The organism is Mediterraneibacter flintii, from assembly GCF_055387595.1.
This window is the reverse complement of the sequence record NZ_AP031405.1, coordinates 2,758,329-2,774,771: the sequence shown is the minus strand read 5'-3', so window position 1 is coordinate 2,774,771 and position 16,443 is coordinate 2,758,329. Positions and strand designations below refer to the sequence as shown.

39 protein-coding genes are annotated in these 16,443 nt (G+C 40.2%); all 39 read left to right on the top strand.

Annotated elements, in window-relative coordinates; translation table 11 throughout:
- The first annotated feature begins 1 nt into the window (after position 1).
- The 39 genes from ACZ5C4_RS13205 (at position 2) to ACZ5C4_RS13015 (ending at position 16,392) form a co-directional block, all read left to right on the top strand.
- Positions 2-772 carry a phage antirepressor gene (locus ACZ5C4_RS13205; protein ID WP_464521407.1) on the top strand — a complete coding sequence of 257 codons (771 nt, stop codon included), beginning with the start codon at positions 2-4 and terminating at the stop codon, positions 770-772.
- Between the two features lie 6 nt (positions 773-778).
- A complete protein-coding gene (locus ACZ5C4_RS13200) occupies positions 779-982 on the top strand; it encodes a hypothetical protein (RefSeq protein WP_464521406.1) in 204 nt (67 codons plus the stop codon).
- 3 nt (positions 983-985) lie between these two features.
- Positions 986-1,132, top strand: coding sequence for a hypothetical protein (locus tag ACZ5C4_RS13195; RefSeq protein WP_464521405.1), 147 nt, complete (start codon positions 986-988; stop codon positions 1,130-1,132).
- Positions 1,107-1,382 (top strand): DUF6906 family protein, encoded by a 276-nt coding sequence (locus ACZ5C4_RS13190; RefSeq protein ID WP_464521404.1) that lies wholly within the window; start codon positions 1,107-1,109, stop codon positions 1,380-1,382. Before ACZ5C4_RS13195 ends, ACZ5C4_RS13190 begins: the two co-directional genes overlap by 26 nt.
- Entirely contained in the window at positions 1,291-1,485 is a 195-nt protein-coding gene (locus ACZ5C4_RS13185) for a hypothetical protein (RefSeq protein WP_464522377.1), read from the top strand. The genes ACZ5C4_RS13190 and ACZ5C4_RS13185 overlap by 92 nt, the downstream gene beginning before the upstream one ends.
- Before the next feature lie 95 nt (positions 1,486-1,580).
- A complete protein-coding gene (locus ACZ5C4_RS13180) occupies positions 1,581-1,919 on the top strand; it encodes a DUF6618 family protein (RefSeq protein WP_464521403.1) in 339 nt (112 codons plus the stop codon).
- A complete protein-coding gene (locus ACZ5C4_RS13175; protein WP_464521402.1) occupies positions 1,912-2,094 on the top strand; it encodes a hypothetical protein in 183 nt (60 codons plus the stop codon). Before ACZ5C4_RS13180 ends, ACZ5C4_RS13175 begins: the two co-directional genes overlap by 8 nt.
- The gene (locus tag ACZ5C4_RS13170; protein ID WP_464521401.1) at positions 2,076-2,441 is read left to right on the top strand and encodes a hypothetical protein; all 366 of its coding nucleotides are present in this window, start codon (positions 2,076-2,078) and stop codon (positions 2,439-2,441) included. Before ACZ5C4_RS13175 ends, ACZ5C4_RS13170 begins: the two co-directional genes overlap by 19 nt.
- The gene (locus ACZ5C4_RS13165) at positions 2,428-4,359 is read left to right on the top strand and encodes a coiled-coil domain-containing protein (protein ID WP_464521400.1); all 1,932 of its coding nucleotides are present in this window, start codon (positions 2,428-2,430) and stop codon (positions 4,357-4,359) included. The genes ACZ5C4_RS13170 and ACZ5C4_RS13165 overlap by 14 nt, the downstream gene beginning before the upstream one ends.
- Positions 4,356-4,565, top strand: a complete 210-nt coding sequence (locus ACZ5C4_RS13160; protein WP_464521399.1) for a hypothetical protein — start codon at positions 4,356-4,358, stop codon at positions 4,563-4,565. The genes ACZ5C4_RS13165 and ACZ5C4_RS13160 overlap by 4 nt, the downstream gene beginning before the upstream one ends.
- The gene (locus ACZ5C4_RS13155) at positions 4,562-5,194 is read left to right on the top strand and encodes a hypothetical protein (RefSeq protein ID WP_464521398.1); all 633 of its coding nucleotides are present in this window, start codon (positions 4,562-4,564) and stop codon (positions 5,192-5,194) included. Before ACZ5C4_RS13160 ends, ACZ5C4_RS13155 begins: the two co-directional genes overlap by 4 nt.
- Complete coding sequence (bet, locus tag ACZ5C4_RS13150; RefSeq protein WP_464521397.1) at positions 5,195-5,947, top strand: phage recombination protein Bet; 753 nt, start codon at positions 5,195-5,197, stop codon at positions 5,945-5,947.
- Positions 5,948-5,958: 11 nt separating this feature from the next.
- Entirely contained in the window at positions 5,959-6,330 is a 372-nt protein-coding gene (locus ACZ5C4_RS13145; protein ID WP_464521396.1) for a hypothetical protein, read from the top strand.
- Positions 6,323-6,541: a hypothetical protein gene (locus ACZ5C4_RS13140; protein WP_464521395.1), complete on the top strand. Its 219-nt coding sequence runs from the start codon at positions 6,323-6,325 to the stop codon at positions 6,539-6,541. Before ACZ5C4_RS13145 ends, ACZ5C4_RS13140 begins: the two co-directional genes overlap by 8 nt.
- A complete protein-coding gene (locus ACZ5C4_RS13135; RefSeq protein WP_464521394.1) occupies positions 6,528-7,229 on the top strand; it encodes an MBL fold metallo-hydrolase in 702 nt (233 codons plus the stop codon). Before ACZ5C4_RS13140 ends, ACZ5C4_RS13135 begins: the two co-directional genes overlap by 14 nt.
- 187 nt (positions 7,230-7,416) lie before the next feature.
- Positions 7,417-7,620 carry a zinc-ribbon domain-containing protein gene (locus tag ACZ5C4_RS13130; RefSeq protein ID WP_464521393.1) on the top strand — a complete coding sequence of 68 codons (204 nt, stop codon included), beginning with the start codon at positions 7,417-7,419 and terminating at the stop codon, positions 7,618-7,620.
- A gap of 77 nt (positions 7,621-7,697) precedes the next feature.
- Positions 7,698-7,940: a hypothetical protein gene (locus ACZ5C4_RS13125; protein ID WP_464521392.1), complete on the top strand. Its 243-nt coding sequence runs from the start codon at positions 7,698-7,700 to the stop codon at positions 7,938-7,940.
- Entirely contained in the window at positions 7,930-8,154 is a 225-nt protein-coding gene (locus ACZ5C4_RS13120) for a hypothetical protein (RefSeq protein WP_464521391.1), read from the top strand. Before ACZ5C4_RS13125 ends, ACZ5C4_RS13120 begins: the two co-directional genes overlap by 11 nt.
- Before the next feature lie 16 nt (positions 8,155-8,170).
- Positions 8,171-8,605: a single-stranded DNA-binding protein gene (locus ACZ5C4_RS13115; RefSeq protein WP_464522352.1), complete on the top strand. Its 435-nt coding sequence runs from the start codon at positions 8,171-8,173 to the stop codon at positions 8,603-8,605.
- A gap of 68 nt (positions 8,606-8,673) precedes the next feature.
- Positions 8,674-9,219: an MT-A70 family methyltransferase gene (locus tag ACZ5C4_RS13110; RefSeq protein ID WP_464521390.1), complete on the top strand. Its 546-nt coding sequence runs from the start codon at positions 8,674-8,676 to the stop codon at positions 9,217-9,219.
- On the top strand, positions 9,216-9,404 hold the full coding sequence (locus ACZ5C4_RS13105; protein WP_464521389.1) for a hypothetical protein: 189 nt from the start codon (positions 9,216-9,218) through the stop codon (positions 9,402-9,404). The genes ACZ5C4_RS13110 and ACZ5C4_RS13105 overlap by 4 nt, the downstream gene beginning before the upstream one ends.
- Positions 9,405-9,414: 10 nt before the next feature.
- On the top strand, positions 9,415-10,008 hold the full coding sequence (locus ACZ5C4_RS13100; protein ID WP_464521388.1) for a GIY-YIG nuclease family protein: 594 nt from the start codon (positions 9,415-9,417) through the stop codon (positions 10,006-10,008).
- A gap of 12 nt (positions 10,009-10,020) precedes the next feature.
- Positions 10,021-10,467: a hypothetical protein gene (locus tag ACZ5C4_RS13095; protein ID WP_464521387.1), complete on the top strand. Its 447-nt coding sequence runs from the start codon at positions 10,021-10,023 to the stop codon at positions 10,465-10,467.
- Positions 10,468-10,508: 41 nt separating this feature from the next.
- Positions 10,509-11,300, top strand: coding sequence for a hypothetical protein (locus tag ACZ5C4_RS13090; protein WP_464521386.1), 792 nt, complete (start codon positions 10,509-10,511; stop codon positions 11,298-11,300).
- The gene (locus ACZ5C4_RS13085; protein WP_464521385.1) at positions 11,278-11,412 is read left to right on the top strand and encodes a hypothetical protein; all 135 of its coding nucleotides are present in this window, start codon (positions 11,278-11,280) and stop codon (positions 11,410-11,412) included. The genes ACZ5C4_RS13090 and ACZ5C4_RS13085 overlap by 23 nt, the downstream gene beginning before the upstream one ends.
- Positions 11,409-11,591, top strand: coding sequence for a hypothetical protein (locus ACZ5C4_RS13080; protein ID WP_464521384.1), 183 nt, complete (start codon positions 11,409-11,411; stop codon positions 11,589-11,591). Before ACZ5C4_RS13085 ends, ACZ5C4_RS13080 begins: the two co-directional genes overlap by 4 nt.
- Before the next feature lie 23 nt (positions 11,592-11,614).
- Positions 11,615-11,881, top strand: coding sequence for a hypothetical protein (locus tag ACZ5C4_RS13075; RefSeq protein WP_464521383.1), 267 nt, complete (start codon positions 11,615-11,617; stop codon positions 11,879-11,881).
- 27 nt (positions 11,882-11,908) lie between these two features.
- Positions 11,909-12,244 (top strand): hypothetical protein, encoded by a 336-nt coding sequence (locus ACZ5C4_RS13070; RefSeq protein ID WP_464521382.1) that lies wholly within the window; start codon positions 11,909-11,911, stop codon positions 12,242-12,244.
- A 10-nt stretch (positions 12,245-12,254) separates the two neighbouring features.
- Entirely contained in the window at positions 12,255-12,470 is a 216-nt protein-coding gene (locus ACZ5C4_RS13065) for a hypothetical protein (RefSeq protein ID WP_464521381.1), read from the top strand.
- A gap of 44 nt (positions 12,471-12,514) precedes the next feature.
- Positions 12,515-13,216 carry a DNA methyltransferase gene (locus ACZ5C4_RS13060; RefSeq protein ID WP_464521380.1) on the top strand — a complete coding sequence of 234 codons (702 nt, stop codon included), beginning with the start codon at positions 12,515-12,517 and terminating at the stop codon, positions 13,214-13,216.
- Between the two features lie 38 nt (positions 13,217-13,254).
- Complete coding sequence (locus ACZ5C4_RS13055; protein ID WP_464521379.1) at positions 13,255-13,683, top strand: hypothetical protein; 429 nt, start codon at positions 13,255-13,257, stop codon at positions 13,681-13,683.
- Positions 13,684-13,693: 10 nt separating this feature from the next.
- Positions 13,694-13,972 carry a zinc ribbon domain-containing protein gene (locus tag ACZ5C4_RS13050; protein ID WP_464521378.1) on the top strand — a complete coding sequence of 93 codons (279 nt, stop codon included), beginning with the start codon at positions 13,694-13,696 and terminating at the stop codon, positions 13,970-13,972.
- A 1-nt stretch (position 13,973) separates the two neighbouring features.
- Positions 13,974-14,276 carry a hypothetical protein gene (locus ACZ5C4_RS13045; protein ID WP_464521039.1) on the top strand — a complete coding sequence of 101 codons (303 nt, stop codon included), beginning with the start codon at positions 13,974-13,976 and terminating at the stop codon, positions 14,274-14,276.
- On the top strand, positions 14,264-14,422 hold the full coding sequence (locus tag ACZ5C4_RS13040; protein WP_464521038.1) for a hypothetical protein: 159 nt from the start codon (positions 14,264-14,266) through the stop codon (positions 14,420-14,422). Before ACZ5C4_RS13045 ends, ACZ5C4_RS13040 begins: the two co-directional genes overlap by 13 nt.
- Position 14,423: 1 nt before the next feature.
- Positions 14,424-14,684, top strand: a complete 261-nt coding sequence (locus ACZ5C4_RS13035) for a hypothetical protein (protein WP_464521377.1) — start codon at positions 14,424-14,426, stop codon at positions 14,682-14,684.
- A 1-nt stretch (position 14,685) separates the two neighbouring features.
- Positions 14,686-15,297, top strand: a complete 612-nt coding sequence (locus ACZ5C4_RS13030) for a hypothetical protein (protein WP_464521376.1) — start codon at positions 14,686-14,688, stop codon at positions 15,295-15,297.
- Between the two features lie 4 nt (positions 15,298-15,301).
- A complete protein-coding gene (locus ACZ5C4_RS13025) occupies positions 15,302-15,502 on the top strand; it encodes a hypothetical protein (protein ID WP_464521032.1) in 201 nt (66 codons plus the stop codon).
- Between the two features lie 18 nt (positions 15,503-15,520).
- On the top strand, positions 15,521-15,988 hold the full coding sequence (locus ACZ5C4_RS13020) for a hypothetical protein (RefSeq protein ID WP_464521375.1): 468 nt from the start codon (positions 15,521-15,523) through the stop codon (positions 15,986-15,988).
- A gap of 179 nt (positions 15,989-16,167) precedes the next feature.
- Positions 16,168-16,392: a hypothetical protein gene (locus ACZ5C4_RS13015; protein ID WP_464521374.1), complete on the top strand. Its 225-nt coding sequence runs from the start codon at positions 16,168-16,170 to the stop codon at positions 16,390-16,392.
- The last annotated feature ends 51 nt before the right edge of the window (positions 16,393-16,443 follow it).

Genomic DNA, 16,443 nt, shown 5'->3' with positions numbered 1-16,443 from the left:
AATGAACGAATTACAGATTTTTGAAAGCAAAGAGTTTGGTAGCGTTAGAACTATGACAATAGGAAATGAGATTTGGTTCGTGGCTTCTGACGTTGCAAAAGCACTTGGATATAGCAATCCAAGAAAAGCAGTTTCAGACCATTGTAAGGGAGTAACGAAACGTGACACCCCTACATCTAGTGGGGTTCAGAATATTTCCTACATAAATGAAGGAGATATGTACCGATTAATTATGCGCTCAAAATTACCGTCTGCTGAAAAATTTGAAGATTGGGTTGTCAATGATGTGCTTCCATCAATTCGCAAGCACGGCATGTATGCGGTTGACGAGCTGGTGAACAATCCAGACTTGCTTATCAAGGTGGCAACTGAGTTGAAAGCAGAGAAGGAGAAGAACAAGGAGCTTGAGAACACGGTGCATGAAATGAACAAGACTATCGGGGAACTTGCTCCAAAGGCTGACTATGTGGATGTCATTCTCAAAAGTAAATCTACTGTACTTGTTACCCAGATAGCGCAAGATTATGGAATGTCTGCAAAGGCATTCAACAAACTTCTGAGAGATTTACATATCCAACACAAGGTGGGAGACCAGTGGATTTTGTATAGACCATATCTTGGAAACGATTATGTTCACAGCAAAACTATTGACATTATACGTTCAGGCGGAAGGCCGGATGTCAAAATGCAGACTGAGTGGACGCAAAAAGGAAGGCTGTTTCTTTATGAAACGCTTAAAGAACATGATATTTATCCATTGATAGAAAGGTGAGTAAATATGAAGAAGAGAGAAGCAATGGCAGTATTTAATTCAAGAATCGTAAACGGGCAGGTGAACGTAGAGTTCTTGCACGATAAAAAGGAACTGGAAAAGGAAATACGGACATTATCCGACCTTGACGAAGGGTTTGATGATGCGGTGTTTGAACTTGGAGTTTCTGTATTGGCAAAGAAATTTTTGAAAGAATTGAGGGAGGACTAAGAAATGTATATACCTGAATTTTGGTGTGGCGTACTTGCCACGATTTTAGCAGAGGTGGGATTTATTTTAGTCGGAACGGCGTGGACAGTATGGAAAGAAAGAAAAAATCACAGAGGGCAGGACAATGAAACAGGGGAAAAGGCTGACTAGGGAGCAGAAAGAATGTGTTTCTGCTCATAACTATAATGCAAAGGAGTGGTCGCTGGTAAAGGAAACGGAGTTCTATTTATATATTGTCAAGAAGGGAACGAAGCAAGTGGAAGTTCTTGACAAGTTTACGAGAACAAAGAAAAGAAGGGGAAATCGGAATGAGGGAGATAATACCGAAAAAACAAATAGAGCTGATTTCGGTGGAGAGAACGTCGCTGATCGTACCGGAACAGCCGAGGATTCGACGTAAAAAGCAAAAAGAAATGTCATGGAAAGACTGGGCGCTGTTTACAGTGCTGGTATGTGGAGTTTTTATAGGGATGCCTGTGTGTTACATATTCTTTGGACATTAAAAATGCGCTGCCACGACCACCAATCAGAACAGCGCAAAAGCAACTAATAAAGCTACTTCTATGCTTATTTTACGGCATGGGGAAAGGAAAAGTCAATGAAAAAGAAAGAAATCAAGAGTGCTGAGATTGTAGGCGAATTTACAGTAGGAGAAACACATGAGATTAGTGTGGACTGGAACGGATATAACTATTTGATTATTTATGGGAGTCATATTAATGGCTGGTTCGTGGCTATTCCAAATTGGGAAGTGTGTGCAGAAACGGCAGAACCAGACGACGTGTTTTACAACACGGAAAAACTCTCAAAGGCTTTAGATAATGCAAACGCAGGCAGAGCATTAGCCGAAGCGGTCAGCGCGCACTGGCAGTATACGAAGAACAAGGACAAAGAAATGATGAACGAACCGATAGGCGACGAGGTACACAATGCGTAGCTGTCGTATCTGCCACTGCCTCTGCGACCCCGGCGATTTAGAACAGGGCGTGTGTGATGATTGCCGGGCAGAGATAAGCAAGAGAAAGGAAAGCAAAGTGAAAACCGAACGGCTGATGAAAGCCGAATTTGAACAGATGGAATTGGAGGATATGTTATGGACGGAAAAATTGTAAATGCACAGATTACCAACGTTAATTTGGGATATGAAGACCACGGCATACTTACATTTGGTTTGACACTAGAATTCGGTGCTTGCGGATGTGTATTCGGTGGATATGCACTTGATACATACGACAAAATAAAGAAAAGGCGTGTGGCAAGTGCAAAGTCAATGGAGTGTTTAACAGAGATTATGCGTGTTGTGGGAGTGAGAAACTGGGAAGATTTAAACGGAAAATACATAAGGGTAGTTAATAATGGATTGGGTTCATGCGTTGATACAATCGGCAATCTTATGAAAGATGAATGGTTTAACATAAGTGAATTTTTTGAGGAGGTAAAAACAAATGCAGACGCTTAAATTAAAATTACTCCGTCTAGTAAACTTTATGACTTACCATGACAGGATATTTGATTTTGCGGACAGGACGATCATCAGCGGAAAGAATGGAAAAGGAAAGACAAGCGTGGTGACGGCGTATCTCTGGCTGATGTTCAATTGCGATTATCAGCTTAATGATAATCCGAAAGTGCGCCGAGAAGTCAACAGACAGCCAGTAAACGATATGGACGTTGAGGTTACAGCGGTATTCGATATGGACGGCAAGGAAGTGACCGCCCGAAAGGTACAGAAACGGACAATTGGGAAGGATGGAATTTCCTACAAGGACGATAACAGCTATTTCATCAATGATGTGCCAAAAACATTGAGGGACTTCAACAGTTATTTTGGTATGGATATGAAAACGCTGCTCATGTGTTCCAATATCAACGCCTTTCTGGAAAAGAAGCCGGGAGAGGTTCGTGAGTACATATTCAGCAAGATTAAGAATGTGATTGATTTAGATATGGCTAAAACATCTGTGGAACTGGCAGAACTTGTCCCGCTGTTAGAACAGTATACCCGCGAAGAATTAGAGGCTACGAACAAAGCCACAAAGTCACGGGTTACGAAAGAAATTCCTGTTCTTGATGGCCAGATTAAAGAGAAAGAGCGTGACGTGACCGCTGACAGCGAAATTGACGTGGCGGAACTGGAACTTTTGAGGAACAGCCTGAAAGAACAGATTGCGGAGAACCGAACAAAACAAGACGATACGGAGAAGCAGTTGGAAGAGTGGCAGGCATTATCTGACGGCGTCCTGGAGCTGAAATTCCAGTTGAACGGGTTACAACAGAAAGCAAACAAGGAGTTAGAAGAAAAACGTTCTGGACTTAAAGGGCATTTAATTAGTTTAAACAAAAGGCTTGATGATACCACGAATACTATTTCTATGGCAAAGGGGAAGATTGAGCAGATTGAGCGAACGATCAATACATATAAGACAGAACGTGATGAACAGACTAAAAAATGGGATGAGGCAAAAAAGAGGGAATTTGACGAGGCTACGCTAATTTGCCCGTATTGTGGACAGGCATATCCGGCAGATAAGCAGGAACAGTTAAAAGCTGAATTTGAACGACGCAAGAAAGAAGAAGTTGAGAGTATTGAAAAAAGAGGCTTTGAACTTAAAGGGCTTATTGAAGAACAGGAGAAAGAACTGGAAGGATTTAAACTCATCCTTGCAAACAATGAACCATCGGAGAGGACATGGGAAAAGGAGATTCTTCAAACAGAAGAATATATAAAAACTATTCCATTGGTAGCAGACATTTCCAACACCGAGGAATATAAGTCTATCACAGCGCAAATCGCGGAGAAAGAGCAGGCATTAAATAAGGGAACTTCAGCACAGGCTATCCGTCAGCAGTTGAAAGCCGAGGAAGAAGATTTGAGACAGAAGTTGTCTGAGACAGAACGGAAGATTGCTATGGCTGACAAGTCTAAGGACGAGGAACGCCTTGAAGAATTACGGCAGAAGAAACTTGATCTTGAGCAGAGTAAGGCTGACGCTGAAAAGGTGCTGTATTTGCTCGATGAACTGGACAAGGCGAAGAACAATGCGTTGTCGGCTGAGGTTAATTCCCTATTCAATATCGTGGAGTGGCAATTGTTTGAATATGCAAAAAACGGAGGCTATAAATCTTGTTGCATACCGAAGATAGATGGCATGTCGCTTCTGGACATTTCCTCAAATAAGGCGAAAAAGCTGATTGGGAAACTGGACATCTGTAATTCGATACAGAAATTAGAAGGAATACAGACTTTAATCTTTCTGGATGACACGGAGGCACTCGATACGGACAATCTGAACAAGGCTTTGAACATTACGGATTGCCAGATTATCGCTTTGAAGGTGACGGATGATGAAGAATTAAATGTGAGGTGTTTCGAATGATACTGATTAAAGCAAGATACCTGAAAGATGGCAAGATGACCGGCAGAGAATACGCTTTTTGTAGTAACGTTCTGGTGAAGCCGGGCGATACGGTGCAGATCGGAAAGGCACAGGCGGTTGTGACACAGATAAATGTTCCAGAGGAAGAGGTTCTTCCGTTCCGGGACAAGCTGAAAAAGATTGATGGGAAAGTGGAGGAAATATGAGTTATAGCAGTTTATGGGTAATGGATAAAAAGTTTCACGGAGAAGTGCTGGCAGAATTTAAAAATTCATGGTGGTTTTCTCCTATTATATGGCACATTTTATCTGAAAAGTATTTGCCTAAGAAATTCGGATTAGTACAGTCCGTTATTGGACTTGACGGCAACAATGTATGGAAACAAATCAATGATTTTATGAACCACTCAGATAATACATGTGAGCGAATTTGTTGGGAAATGTCAAATCAATGCGTGTATTTTACAAAAGACAAAGAATGTATAGCTAATAGCATTTTGGAATTTATCAAAACGCATAAAGAGTACCACAAGAATGAAGAAGATAATGTAGGCGCTTTGGAACGAGAGCATATTATCGAAAGATTTACAGAAATATCTGATACGATTCGTTCCATTGACGAAAACGCATATCCCTATTTTATCTTCAAAAATACGTCTGTCGATGATGGCGTAGAAAGATGGTTTGAAACATACAACGAAGAAACGGACGAATATGAACCGAGCAGTTTGAAAGACTTTTCAGAACTTGCAACAGAATTTGTTGTTATAGAAAATGGGGAAATCAAAAATTTTATAAGTAATCTTGATTATCAATATGAGTTGGAGGACAAATAAATGGCAGAGAAGAAAGAAGTAGCGGTACAGGAAAATAAGGGCGTTGTGGAGTATGAAGCTAATGGAGAAATGGTGAAATTGTCTCCGACAACAATTAAAAAATATCTTGTTAGCGGCGGTGGTCAAGTTAGCGATCAGGAAGTTATGATGTTTCTCTCACTTTGCAGATATCAGCACTTAAATCCATTTTTAAGAGAAGCATACCTTATTAAATTTGGGAGTAATGACCCGGCAACGATTGTAACGGGAAAGGATGTTTTTACGAAAAGAGCGAAAGCAACGCCAGAATATGCAGGAAAGCAAGCAGGAGTTATTGTGCTTGCCAAAGACGGAACGGTTATTGAGCGAGAGGGGACGCTTGTTCTTCCGACAGAGCAGTTAGTTGGCGGATGGGCTAAAGTGTTTATCAAAGGGCATGAATCTCCTGAGTATGCATCTGTAAATCTCGAAGAATACATAGGGCGCAAGAAAAACGGAGAAGTGAATAGTCAGTGGTCGAAAAGGCCGGCGACTATGATACGGAAAGTAGCTGTGGTTCAGGCTCTTAGAGAAGCATTTCCAGACAACTTTCAGGGGATGTATACACAGGAAGAAATGAGCGAAGTTTCGGACGTTAAACTTGATACAGCAAAGGTTGTAGAAAGTGAAATTTCGGAAAATGCGAATCAAATCGACTTTGACGAGGAATACGAAGAACCGGAGCAAAAACCGCAGAAGGCAGAGCAGGAGCTCCCGCCGTTTATGGCACAGTAGGAGGGTGAAAAATGCGAGTGATTAGCCAGTCAGGAAACTTTGATTTTCCATACGAACAAATAATTATACATCGTGACGAAAATGAGATATGGTATCGGCTTTGCGGAGACGCAAGCAAGAGGGGTATTCTTGCCAATTACACATCGCCGGAAAAGGCCGAAAAGGCGATGGAGATGTGTAGACTTGCATATTCTGGCGAACTTTTCCTTTGCGCTTCTGATTATGTGGTAGAAGATATTGATTTGTCGCAAGAACTCGAAGAAAAAATTAGAGAATCAATGAAGAACAATGGATTTATTCAAACCGTTCCTAACAATCCAGTAATTGAGTGCAGAGTATTTCAGTTTCCGGCAGACGAGGATGTGGAGCTAGAAGATGAATGACATTAAATTTCTCAAAACTCTTAGGAAGATTTGCGAAAAAAGATGCAATGTTGATTTTGATGAACTCGGCAAAGAGTTGACGCCAGAATATGAACATTGTCCGTTTCCTTGGAGATTTTGTGATTTGGATGTAGATTTCTATGAAATGTCGGATGAACAGTTGGAAGAAATATGCGAGAAAGTTAGGAGATGTAAAGATGTTGAAACTTAAATGCCTCGGCTCTGGTTCCAAACAAGGAAATTGCTATCTGCTTTCGACCGAGAAAGAAACACTCATTTTAGATTGCGGTCTGCCGATCATGGAGATTAAGAAAGGACTGAACTTTGATATTAGGAGGATATCTGGTGTTTTATGTAGCCATGTCCATCTCGATCACAGCAAAGCACTAAATGACTTTTACAAAATGGGGGCACATATCGTAGCGCCCTTCCAGGCAGGCGAAGTAAAACGATCACATGCGACGATGGGAAGTTTTGACGTGACTTCTTTCGATTTACCGCACAATGGAACATGGAACAATGGATTTTTAATCAAGGCGGAGGGGCAGAAGATACTTTACATGACGGACTTTGAATATTGTCCGTACATATTCAAGAAACAGTGGATTAACCACATGATTATCGAGTGCAATTATGAGCAGGAGCTTGTCGATAAGGATTTGCCGAATTTTGAGCATAAAGTCAAGGGTCATTGTTCGCTCGATACCTGCAAAACATTTGTAGAGAAGAACCGCACAAAAGACCTGAGAAGCGTTCTGCTTTGTCATATGGGCGGTGAAACATGCCGAGGCGATAAATGTGTCACAGAGGTACAGAAGGTAGCGGGAAACGCCATATACGTCGATTATGCGGCGGCAGGAAAAGAGTGGGAACTGAAAAAAAGTTTATGTCCGTTTTGAGGAGGATAAGGATGCGTTTAATTTATAAAATTTTCTATGCATTATGGATTGTTTCATTCATCGTTTGGATTGCATGTGTTATTTATAGAATTAAATATGGAGACGTGATTCCAATGCTTATATCAGCTTTGCTGATATGCTTGTTTACGTTATTAATGAATGCGACAAAACAATAAGGAGAGCAATTATGAAAATCAGAACAAAGAACGCAGAGTACATCGGATATTGGACGGTTCACGGCGAACAGTTCAATGAATGGCGGTGTCCTGATAAGGATTGTGGTATGCATGTTACGGAAGAATACAATTTCTGTCCTTACTGCGGTCGAAAGCTGAAGTTTGAACCGCCGAAACCGTCAAAAGAATTTCTGGAATTTTTAGGGAGGATTTGAGCCATAAGAGTTGGCAGAAAGGGAATGATATGTGCGAATTTTGCGAATTTATAAAAAGCTATTGGGAAGACAAGTTTATGAATGACGATTGCTGTTACCATGATATTCACGAAGATATGGCTAGAGAGAATCCGAATATCGGAAATAGGGGTGGAGCAGACACGATTAAATTGATTAGGCACAATGGTGAATTTAAATTTTATGGATTTAACAAATATCCATATAAAAATAATGCGTTATATGAAAATGTGGAAATAAATTACTGCCCTGTTTGCGGAAGAAAATTAAGTGAAGGAGAGGAAATTGAAAATGAAGTATAAAGTAGAGGTTAAAACGGAAAAAGAAATAGAAGAATACTGGGTTTTACGGGCGATTCTTGACACGGGTGTTCAGAAAAAAGTAATTAAGGAAAGGGAATTTGAAGAACGTCCTGCATTAAATGATGTTGTCGAATTTCTTGAAGAAAGCAACGCCTCCTTTGTGTCGATGGAACGCAACTATAGATTTCCAGATTCGGAACTTCTGTTTATGTAGAAAGGTGGAATGACTTATCAATAAAGCAGTTTTAGTTGGACGTCTTGTGCGCGATCCAGAGGTTAGATATGGCGGAGCGAATAATACAGCCGTGGCGAAGTATACGCTGGCCGTGGATAGGAAATTCAAAAGAGACGGAGAGCCAACGGCAGACTTCATTCAGTGTACAGTATTTGGGAGAGCTGCGGAGTTTGCGGAGAAATACTTCCGTCAGGGTATGAGAATTTCTGTCTCCGGTCGTATCCAGACGAGAAACTACACGAACAAGGATGGCGTGAAGGTTTACACGACAGAGGTGATCGTGGAGGAACAGGAATTTGCAGAGAGTTTAGCAGAACAGGAGCGAAACCGCAGGGCGCAAGAGCAGCCGTCACCGTATGGCTCCGCGTCGACGGACGATGGTTTCGCAAATATCCCAGATGGTATTGATGAGGAATTACCATTTAATTAAAAAATAAAATTTGGAGGAAAAAAGAGGTTTGCGCGCGCTTAAAACTATAGTTTACTCCAAAACAGAAAATGAAAGTAGATATTTTTAATACAGATAAAAAGTACAATATAATTTATGCGGATCCGCCGTGGAGTTACAAAGACAAAGCATTGGCAGGAAATAGAGGAGCTTGTTGCAAATATCCCGTTATGAAAATTTCTGATATTGCGAGATTGCCAATCACTAAAATAACTGCGGATGATGCTATTCTTTTTCTTTGGATTACAATGCCAAAGTTGAACGAATGTTTTGAAGTTATTAAAAAATGGGGCTTTGAATATAAAACATGTGCATTTACATGGATAAAGAAGAATCGAAAATCAGATAGTTTGTTTATGGGAATGGGACGTTGGACAAGGGCAAATGCAGAAATTTGTTTACTTGCAACGAAGGGAAAACCGAAAAGAATAAATGCAGGGGTACATAGCATTGTATTGAGTAGAATTGAAGAACACAGCAAAAAGCCAGATGAAGTGCGAGAGCGTATTGTGCAACTTTGCGGAGATGTTCCGCGAATAGAATTATTTGCAAGGCAACAATATAAGGGCTGGGATTGTTGGGGGAATGAAGTATGAAAGAAGAAACAAAACAGATGATTGACCTGTCATTGCAAATACTTCGGCAAAATTTAATTGAAAATGAAGTGAGTATGGCAGTAGATAGGGAAAATGGTCGCTTGCTATTCTTCAGCACTGAGGAATACTTGCGGAACAAGAAGTTTGATGGCTTTAGTGTGAATATTGAGAATTTGGTTAGGTAGGTGTTGTGGAATGGATAAAAGAAAGAATATTGCAAAAGCAAAAGCCATAGAGCAGCAGAACAAGAAACGCTTGCTTGAAATCAATCCCGATCTGAACGAGGATAGCGGCATTTATTTTCTATTGAGAACAGATGAAGATGAAATATCCTATTTTTACATAGGACAAGCCAAACACATTTTAACAAGGCTTGCGCAGCACCTTGTTGGATATCAGCATATAGATTTGAGTTTGAAGAAGCGAGGTTTCTATTCTTCGGGAAATCCTTTTGGGTGGCGAATAGCGTTTCTCAATTATCCAGAAGACAAACTTGATGAAATGGAACAGTATTGGATTCTCGCATATACAAGACAGGGCTATCAGTGCCGATACAACAAAACATCTGGCGGTCAGGGAGAAGGGAAAGAGAAAATCAATGAGTTTCGCCCCCAGAAAGGCTACCATGACGGCATAAAGCAAGGGAAAAAGACCCTTGCCCGTGAGCTATCGCACATCATAGACAAACACTTGACTGTGGCGATAAAACCTGAAAAGGCGGGGAATAAAGTGTCGATCAAGGCTATGGAAAAATTCAATGGTTTGATTGATGAAAATAATTATGAATGAAAGGGAAACGATATGTTAGTGGAAAACAAAATACAGATTGAGGCAATCAAAACACGGAATTATCTTGCAGAGGAAAATGATAATACTGTGATGATAACAGATGGTTACATGATTGTATATATACCAAAAGATGATTGTCTTATTGATATAAGCAAATTGAGACAAGTAGGAGAAAAATTTCTCCGAAACTATGATAGAGAAAAATTGAAGAAAAAGTTAGTAAAGGCAAGGCTTTCAAAGAGAGCGCTTTTCCTTGATAAACGAACAGTCCGGCTTTATGAAAGCGATTTGGGTGTCAAAATTTGGTTGGACACGAAGTATATCAAACTGTTTGATGGTTGCGATACTTATTCAGTGGACACTGGTGGCGATTACAAGATGATTGCATTTGTGAGATACGAAGAGATTATCGGATTAGTACTCCCTGTCCGTGTTGGAAATGATTCTTGGAATGAATAAAGAAAAGACAGAACTTGAAGAAATGAACTGATGGAGGAACGATGGATGGTAATTACATAAAAATCAATCGGAAGATTTTGGATTGGGAATGGTATAAAAACGAACATACAAAAAATTTGTTTTTGCACTGTCTCTTGAAAGCAAATTGGAAGGACGGGAAATTTGAAGGGAAAATTGTTGGTCGCGGATCATTCATAACTTCTATAAAGAAATTATCTTCTGAATTAAATTTAACGGAAGATGAAGTCAGAACAGCTTTAAAGCACCTAATAGAAACAGGAGAAGTTACCAAACAAACCACAAACAAATATACCGTAATTACGGTAAATAACTATGGTGTTTATCAAGAAGTTACCAACCAATTCCCAAACAAATCCCAAACTATTCCCAAACCATTCCCAACAATAGAAGAAGGAAAAAAGGAAAGAAAGGAAGAATATAATAATACTTCTTGCTTGGAGCGAAAAACTTCGCTCTCGCTTGCTGACGTGGAGGCTATCCCGCTAAATGACGGAACGGAGTGGAGCTGTCCTATTGACGATTATAACGAATATGTCAGGCTGTATCCCGCCGTGGACGTGAGACAGGCGTTCCGTGACATGAGGGCATGGAGTTTGAGCAACCGGGAAAAACGAAAAACACGGCGAGGGGTTAAGCGGTTTGTGAATAGTTGGCTGTCAAAAGTGCAGGACAGGGGAGGACAAAGACCGGCAACGCAGAGTAAAAGTCCTGTTGTGAAAAACAACAACAATTTTGAACGGCGCAACTATGACATGGACGATTTGGAAAGCAAACTTTTAGGAGGGAATCATGGCGCAGGAAATAAAGCATAGCTTCAGCGGAAACAGAAGAAAACAGTCAGCCGGATTTAAACAGGGGAACATGGCGGCGTTTATGTACGCTGGAACAAAACGGAAGAGAAAAAAGCAGGTGAAAGGAAAATGACAAATCTTGAAAATTTAAACAACATTACAGGAGGAAGCGACAATGCGGAAATATGCTCTGTAAAAATGCTTTTAGCACAGATAGATGAAGATATTGGAAGAGGACGGTATGAAGTAAACCGAGATACATACTTAAAGCGATATAAAGCACAAAAAGAATGGCTGGAAATCGAAATATAATAAAAATAGAAAGGTAATTACAGATGATAAAACGCAAAAGGATGAACCCAGCACTAGCTAGACTGACACAGCAAAGAAAAGATAATATGCTTATTTCGGCAGCAGGAAAAGCAAATTTAATTATATCATTGATGGTGCTGCACGATAAATTTGGATATGGAGAAAAGAGATTAAGTAAATTTTTGGATGAGTACAACAAACAACTTGAAGCATACAATGAAGGATATGTCGAAAGTGTAAGCGATTTTACTACTGTACTAAAAGAAGAGTGTGGGATTGAAATAAAATAAATAATTACTTGAGAGAAGGGCAAGAAAATGATAAAAACAGACACGGATTGGTATAAAAATAAAGAAAAAGCAAAGAGATTGTTAAAACAAGGAGCGTCTATTAAGCATGTATCTATGGTTACGGGAATAAAGTATTCAACATTATACTCATGGATAGAAAGAACAGAAAAGAAATGTGCTGCCCTTCCACAGGGGACTCCGGGATGGAATGCTGACCGGCATGCATGTAGAAGCTGCCAGTATCGTGCAAAAGGACATAAAGGTTGCGACTACTACATACTAACAAACAAGGAAAGAGGCGGGGATGCAGCAGATTGTAAAAAGTATACAGAAGGAGACAGGATAAAGAAAATTCAAGACTGAGGTGACAAAATTGGATAGATCTATCAGACAAAGAATAGAAAAGCTGATACACAGCTATGAGCGTCAGATGAAGAGGAATGAGAAGAAAGAAAAGGAGTATGAGGGCAGGAAAGAAGATTTATCTGCGTATGGATATTGGCAGATGGGAATGTATGGAGCAAAAGCAATGCTATATGCGGATGTGATTGATGATTTGAGAGAACTCATTGAAGGAGAATCAAAGTAATATATCTTCCTGCGGGCAGGGAGAGAAAGGAGTTAATCCAGGAAATGCTTGATTTTGGATTTCACAACATGGACTGCATGGATGGCATGAAAGAGTTCCCGGATAAATTTTTTGATCTGGCCATTGTTGATCCACCGTATTTTAGCGGACCGGAAAAACGTGGATTTTACGGACGGAAGACTAGCCCGATAGGAGTGCAGCGCGTTTATGAAAAATCCGAAGAATGGGAAGTGCCAGGCCCGGGATATTTTAAGGAGCTTGAAAGAGTGTCAAAGCAACAGATTATTTTTGGATGTAATTATTTTGACTGGCATTTTCCAGCAGGACGTATTGTGTGGGATAAGTGCAATGAAAAGAATTCATTCTCTGATTGCGAGATAGCATCCTGCAGTCTGCATAATTCGGTGAGGTTATTTCGGTATATGTGGAATGGGATGATGCAGGGAAAAAGCATTGAAGAAGGATGGATTCAGCAGGGGAATAAGAAACTGAATGAACAGCGGATACACCCTACACAAAAACCGGTAAATCTATACAGATGGATAGTGAGAAAGTATATAAAACCAGGATGGAAAGTGCTGGATACTCATGTAGGGAGCGCAAGCAGTCTGATTGCATACTATGAGGCAGGAATACAGTATGTAGGATTTGAGAAAGACAAGAGAATGTATGAAAAAGCAAGAAAAAGGCTTGAAGCAGAAAAGGCGCAACTGAATATTTTTGATATAGGTGTTGAACGAGGATAATGGAATAAGACAGCAGAACAAAAGGAGGGAGAGCGAAGATGGCAATTTTAAATTATACGACAACGATAGACGCATTTAAGACTGTATCAGAAATTGAATACATCCTAATGAAACATGGGGCAAAATCTATTATGAAAAATTACGAAGGTGAATCTGTGACAGGCTTGTCATTTTTAATTGATACAGGGGCGCAGCAGATACCGGTGAGGCTTCCAGTCAAAGTAGATTCCTGCTTTATGATACTCAAAAAGGAAAAGAAAGAAAATCCGCGTAAGCAGATAAAGGATACATGGCAGCAGGCAGAAAGAGTCGCATGGAGGATTTTAAAAGACTGGGTGGAAGCACAGATGGCGCTGTTGGATATTGATATGGTAAGATTTGAAGAAATTTTTCTGCCTTATATTGAAGTACAGGGGCAGACGGTATTTGAAAAACTGGAAGAAAAACAATTTCTGTTGGAAGGGTAGGAAAGCGAAGATGGAGAGATTAACACATGAGAGAAATAACGGGATAAAGACGGGATACTGGTCACCGAATAAGAAACAAGAATTGGTGGACACACTTGCAGCATATGAGAACACCGGCCTCACACCGCAGGAGGTGCGGGAGCTGAAGCTGCAGAATACAGCAGAAAGTATTACGGTAGAAGAATTTCACGGAGTTAAATGTTATAGCTGCCCTATTTGCAATGAACCGGTGCATGAAAAAGATAATTTCTGTTCGAAGTGTGGACAGCGTTTGAAGCGGGAGGACTGAAATGAGTAGAAAAGTAAAGTGTAAGATGTGCGAAAAAAGTATGCGGTGGGCGCTTCCAGAACGCGTGACTGAAAATAATTATGAATATGCAAAGCATTGTCTCCGAATGGTAAAGAATACGCTTGTTTGCGATCGTACAATGCGGACGAAGTATATTGAACATGAACAATATTGCAAATATTTCCGTAAGAAAGATGAACGAGAGCTTGAGTATGATATAAAGGCAGAACCGAAAAGAATTCAAAAACTTGCGGATATGATAAAGGAGTATGAAAGAGAGGTAGGACTGACATGCAGAAAGTAGTAAGAACAGCACCGACAAGCACATGGGAATGGTATGAGCCATCACGATTTGAACATTTACAAAAGGCACTTGCAGAAGGATGGAAAGTTGTTATGTGCAACAAAATAGGAGAAGATCTGGAATATATACTTGAAAAGGAGGACTGACATGTGCGAATACTGCGAAGGTAAAAAACCTCTAACAGATAAAATATATGATGATGGCAGTAGGTTTGACGATAAACTATCAACTCGGATCGAATTTCTTGGTGTAGTTCCAATGATAATATCAGAATACAAAAAGAAAAACTTCCACTGGATATTCTGCAAAAATATGACGGAAGAACAAAAAGAATTTCTTTCAAAGAAGTGGGCAGTACCTATCACGTATTGTCCAAAGTGCGGAAAGAAACTATACGAGGAGGATTAATATGCAGGAATTAAAGAAGATTCTGGAAGAGGTAGAGGAGATAGGAAATATACAGTTTGCGAGCTACACGAAACCCCTGATTGCTGTCGAAGATGTCATAAAGATTATCCGTAAGCACATGAATGACGGCTGGATACCGTGCGAGGAGCCACCGGAGATTGATTGTAGAACCATTTTGATTCAACTGAAAAATGAAGGCATAATGGAAGGACTTTATAACGGTTCTGAATTTGTAGGAATAGACAGAATGGGTACGTATCAATTTCTGAAAAGCAATCCCCCGCTATATTGGCGAAGGAAACCAGAGCCATACCGACCGGGAGAATCGGGAGAAAAGGAGAGGGAACAAATGAGTGATGATTTAATCAGCCGGAAAGCGGCAATAGAATTAGTGATTGCTGAGTATGATAGATTTCAGGCCAATGGAGGAAGTCACAGCGGAAGAAATGAGCTGGATAAGGCTATAAAAATGCTGCAGAATATGCCGACTGCTTTTGACAAGGAAAAGGTGATTAACATTATTGCCAGTGCTAATAGCCATATTACTATGGGAAATAAAATGCAAGCGTTGGCTTATATGGCAGAACTTGAACGGATTGTCGAGGAGGTGTAGAGGAATGACAGAGAAAGAAGCGATAAAACCTTTAACGCCTAAATTTAGAACGGAAATATTGGCAAGTATTGAAGATATTGAACGGGAATTAAAAACCTGCCAGGGAAATGCCTTTGTAAATGTCCAACTTCGCGCACTGGACGCACAACGAAAATTGTTCAAAGCCCTTCCAGATGGCTATCCAATTCCAGTCACAAGGACATAGATTAAGGAGGAGAAAGAAATGACAGAGAAAGAAGCGATTGAAATATTAGAGAATCGTACAAAGTATTATATACAAGCGCAAGACATAGTTGCATTTTGCATGGCAATCAAAGCCCTCGAAGAAATTCAACATTATCGGGAGATTGGCACCGTGGAGGAAATCAAGGACTTGTTGGCAGTTATAAGCGAAGCGGAAGAGGATGTTGATGAAAGTGGAATAAGCGTAGGATTTATCAAGAATATCATACAACTGGCAAAGTATAAAAAAATCGGAACCGTGGAAGAGTGCCGCGCGGCGGTGGAGAAGCAGAAACCGAAAAATCCAGACTATGAAGGGGATGGGTGCGACAAGGATGGAAAAATAATATACGATACATGGATTTGTCCTTCCTGCGGCGAGAGATACGAGGTTGATTATGATAACTATGAATATTGTCCGAAATGCGGACAGAGGATAGATATGAGCGAAGAAGATGAGACTGATTGACACAGATGAACTAATAAAGGGCAGGGTAGAAAATGATCCTGTAAGAATCGCGGCTCTGTGCGCAAAAATACATTTAACAAGAAAAAAATAATTGAGGAATTGGAAGATTATCTTTTTGAAAAATACTGCGTTGAGGGTGATGAGAAAATAGCGGAGATTGTCGAGAAAGGCGGGATTGAATGAATTTTACAATAAAACGATTAAACAAATATTCCGACACTGAACTTAACAAATTTTTAGAACTTGAAAAATCCAGAGAAGATGAAGCATATCAAATATTTTGCCATTGCGCAGCAAGCAGAGCCGCATCGTATGTAAAAACATTCAGTGAAGCATGCAGAAATCAAAATTTAATCGAAGAAGAAATCAAAAAAAGAAAGGTGAGATTGAATGAGCAAACTTAAAATCACGCAATGCAAAGGAGAAGGACAGGGAAGTTGTAAAAGGTGCAACGA

Excerpts from the sequence above, each read along its gene's own strand:
- ACZ5C4_RS13080 (WP_464521384.1), top strand. The coding sequence starts at position 11,409 with ATGACAAATCTTGAAAATTTAAACAACATTACAGGAGGAAGCGACAAT.
- ACZ5C4_RS13145 (WP_464521396.1), top strand. The coding sequence starts at position 5,959 with ATGCGAGTGATTAGCCAGTCAGGAAACTTTGATTTTCCATACGAACAA.
- ACZ5C4_RS13090 (WP_464521386.1), top strand. The coding sequence starts at position 10,509 with ATGGATGGTAATTACATAAAAATCAATCGGAAGATTTTGGATTGGGAA.
- ACZ5C4_RS13165 (WP_464521400.1), top strand. The coding sequence starts at position 2,428 with ATGCAGACGCTTAAATTAAAATTACTCCGTCTAGTAAACTTTATGACT.
- ACZ5C4_RS13030 (WP_464521376.1), top strand. The coding sequence starts at position 14,686 with ATGCAGGAATTAAAGAAGATTCTGGAAGAGGTAGAGGAGATAGGAAAT.
- ACZ5C4_RS13025 (WP_464521032.1), top strand. The coding sequence starts at position 15,302 with ATGACAGAGAAAGAAGCGATAAAACCTTTAACGCCTAAATTTAGAACG.
- ACZ5C4_RS13110 (WP_464521390.1), top strand. The coding sequence starts at position 8,674 with ATGAAAGTAGATATTTTTAATACAGATAAAAAGTACAATATAATTTAT.
- ACZ5C4_RS13130 (WP_464521393.1), top strand. The coding sequence starts at position 7,417 with ATGAAAATCAGAACAAAGAACGCAGAGTACATCGGATATTGGACGGTT.
- ACZ5C4_RS13100 (WP_464521388.1), top strand. The coding sequence starts at position 9,415 with ATGGATAAAAGAAAGAATATTGCAAAAGCAAAAGCCATAGAGCAGCAG.
- ACZ5C4_RS13060 (WP_464521380.1), top strand. The coding sequence starts at position 12,515 with ATGCTTGATTTTGGATTTCACAACATGGACTGCATGGATGGCATGAAA.
- ACZ5C4_RS13195 (WP_464521405.1), top strand. The coding sequence starts at position 986 with ATGTATATACCTGAATTTTGGTGTGGCGTACTTGCCACGATTTTAGCA.
- ACZ5C4_RS13050 (WP_464521378.1), top strand. The coding sequence starts at position 13,694 with ATGGAGAGATTAACACATGAGAGAAATAACGGGATAAAGACGGGATAC.
- ACZ5C4_RS13135 (WP_464521394.1), top strand. The coding sequence starts at position 6,528 with ATGTTGAAACTTAAATGCCTCGGCTCTGGTTCCAAACAAGGAAATTGC.
- ACZ5C4_RS13140 (WP_464521395.1), top strand. The coding sequence starts at position 6,323 with ATGAATGACATTAAATTTCTCAAAACTCTTAGGAAGATTTGCGAAAAA.
- ACZ5C4_RS13075 (WP_464521383.1), top strand. The coding sequence starts at position 11,615 with ATGATAAAACGCAAAAGGATGAACCCAGCACTAGCTAGACTGACACAG.
- ACZ5C4_RS13190 (WP_464521404.1), top strand. The coding sequence starts at position 1,107 with ATGAAACAGGGGAAAAGGCTGACTAGGGAGCAGAAAGAATGTGTTTCT.
- ACZ5C4_RS13180 (WP_464521403.1), top strand. The coding sequence starts at position 1,581 with ATGAAAAAGAAAGAAATCAAGAGTGCTGAGATTGTAGGCGAATTTACA.
- ACZ5C4_RS13155 (WP_464521398.1), top strand. The coding sequence starts at position 4,562 with ATGAGTTATAGCAGTTTATGGGTAATGGATAAAAAGTTTCACGGAGAA.
- ACZ5C4_RS13160 (WP_464521399.1), top strand. The coding sequence starts at position 4,356 with ATGATACTGATTAAAGCAAGATACCTGAAAGATGGCAAGATGACCGGC.
- bet (WP_464521397.1), top strand. The coding sequence starts at position 5,195 with ATGGCAGAGAAGAAAGAAGTAGCGGTACAGGAAAATAAGGGCGTTGTG.
- ACZ5C4_RS13105 (WP_464521389.1), top strand. The coding sequence starts at position 9,216 with ATGAAAGAAGAAACAAAACAGATGATTGACCTGTCATTGCAAATACTT.
- ACZ5C4_RS13015 (WP_464521374.1), top strand. The coding sequence starts at position 16,168 with ATGAATTTTACAATAAAACGATTAAACAAATATTCCGACACTGAACTT.
- ACZ5C4_RS13020 (WP_464521375.1), top strand. The coding sequence starts at position 15,521 with ATGACAGAGAAAGAAGCGATTGAAATATTAGAGAATCGTACAAAGTAT.
- ACZ5C4_RS13175 (WP_464521402.1), top strand. The coding sequence starts at position 1,912 with ATGCGTAGCTGTCGTATCTGCCACTGCCTCTGCGACCCCGGCGATTTA.
- ACZ5C4_RS13055 (WP_464521379.1), top strand. The coding sequence starts at position 13,255 with ATGGCAATTTTAAATTATACGACAACGATAGACGCATTTAAGACTGTA.
- ACZ5C4_RS13185 (WP_464522377.1), top strand. The coding sequence starts at position 1,291 with ATGAGGGAGATAATACCGAAAAAACAAATAGAGCTGATTTCGGTGGAG.
- ACZ5C4_RS13045 (WP_464521039.1), top strand. The coding sequence starts at position 13,974 with ATGAGTAGAAAAGTAAAGTGTAAGATGTGCGAAAAAAGTATGCGGTGG.
- ACZ5C4_RS13170 (WP_464521401.1), top strand. The coding sequence starts at position 2,076 with ATGGACGGAAAAATTGTAAATGCACAGATTACCAACGTTAATTTGGGA.
- ACZ5C4_RS13205 (WP_464521407.1), top strand. The coding sequence starts at position 2 with ATGAACGAATTACAGATTTTTGAAAGCAAAGAGTTTGGTAGCGTTAGA.
- ACZ5C4_RS13200 (WP_464521406.1), top strand. The coding sequence starts at position 779 with ATGAAGAAGAGAGAAGCAATGGCAGTATTTAATTCAAGAATCGTAAAC.
- ACZ5C4_RS13070 (WP_464521382.1), top strand. The coding sequence starts at position 11,909 with ATGATAAAAACAGACACGGATTGGTATAAAAATAAAGAAAAAGCAAAG.
- ACZ5C4_RS13095 (WP_464521387.1), top strand. The coding sequence starts at position 10,021 with ATGTTAGTGGAAAACAAAATACAGATTGAGGCAATCAAAACACGGAAT.
- ACZ5C4_RS13085 (WP_464521385.1), top strand. The coding sequence starts at position 11,278 with ATGGCGCAGGAAATAAAGCATAGCTTCAGCGGAAACAGAAGAAAACAG.
- ACZ5C4_RS13120 (WP_464521391.1), top strand. The coding sequence starts at position 7,930 with ATGAAGTATAAAGTAGAGGTTAAAACGGAAAAAGAAATAGAAGAATAC.
- ACZ5C4_RS13035 (WP_464521377.1), top strand. The coding sequence starts at position 14,424 with ATGTGCGAATACTGCGAAGGTAAAAAACCTCTAACAGATAAAATATAT.
- ACZ5C4_RS13040 (WP_464521038.1), top strand. The coding sequence starts at position 14,264 with ATGCAGAAAGTAGTAAGAACAGCACCGACAAGCACATGGGAATGGTAT.
- ACZ5C4_RS13125 (WP_464521392.1), top strand. The coding sequence starts at position 7,698 with ATGAATGACGATTGCTGTTACCATGATATTCACGAAGATATGGCTAGA.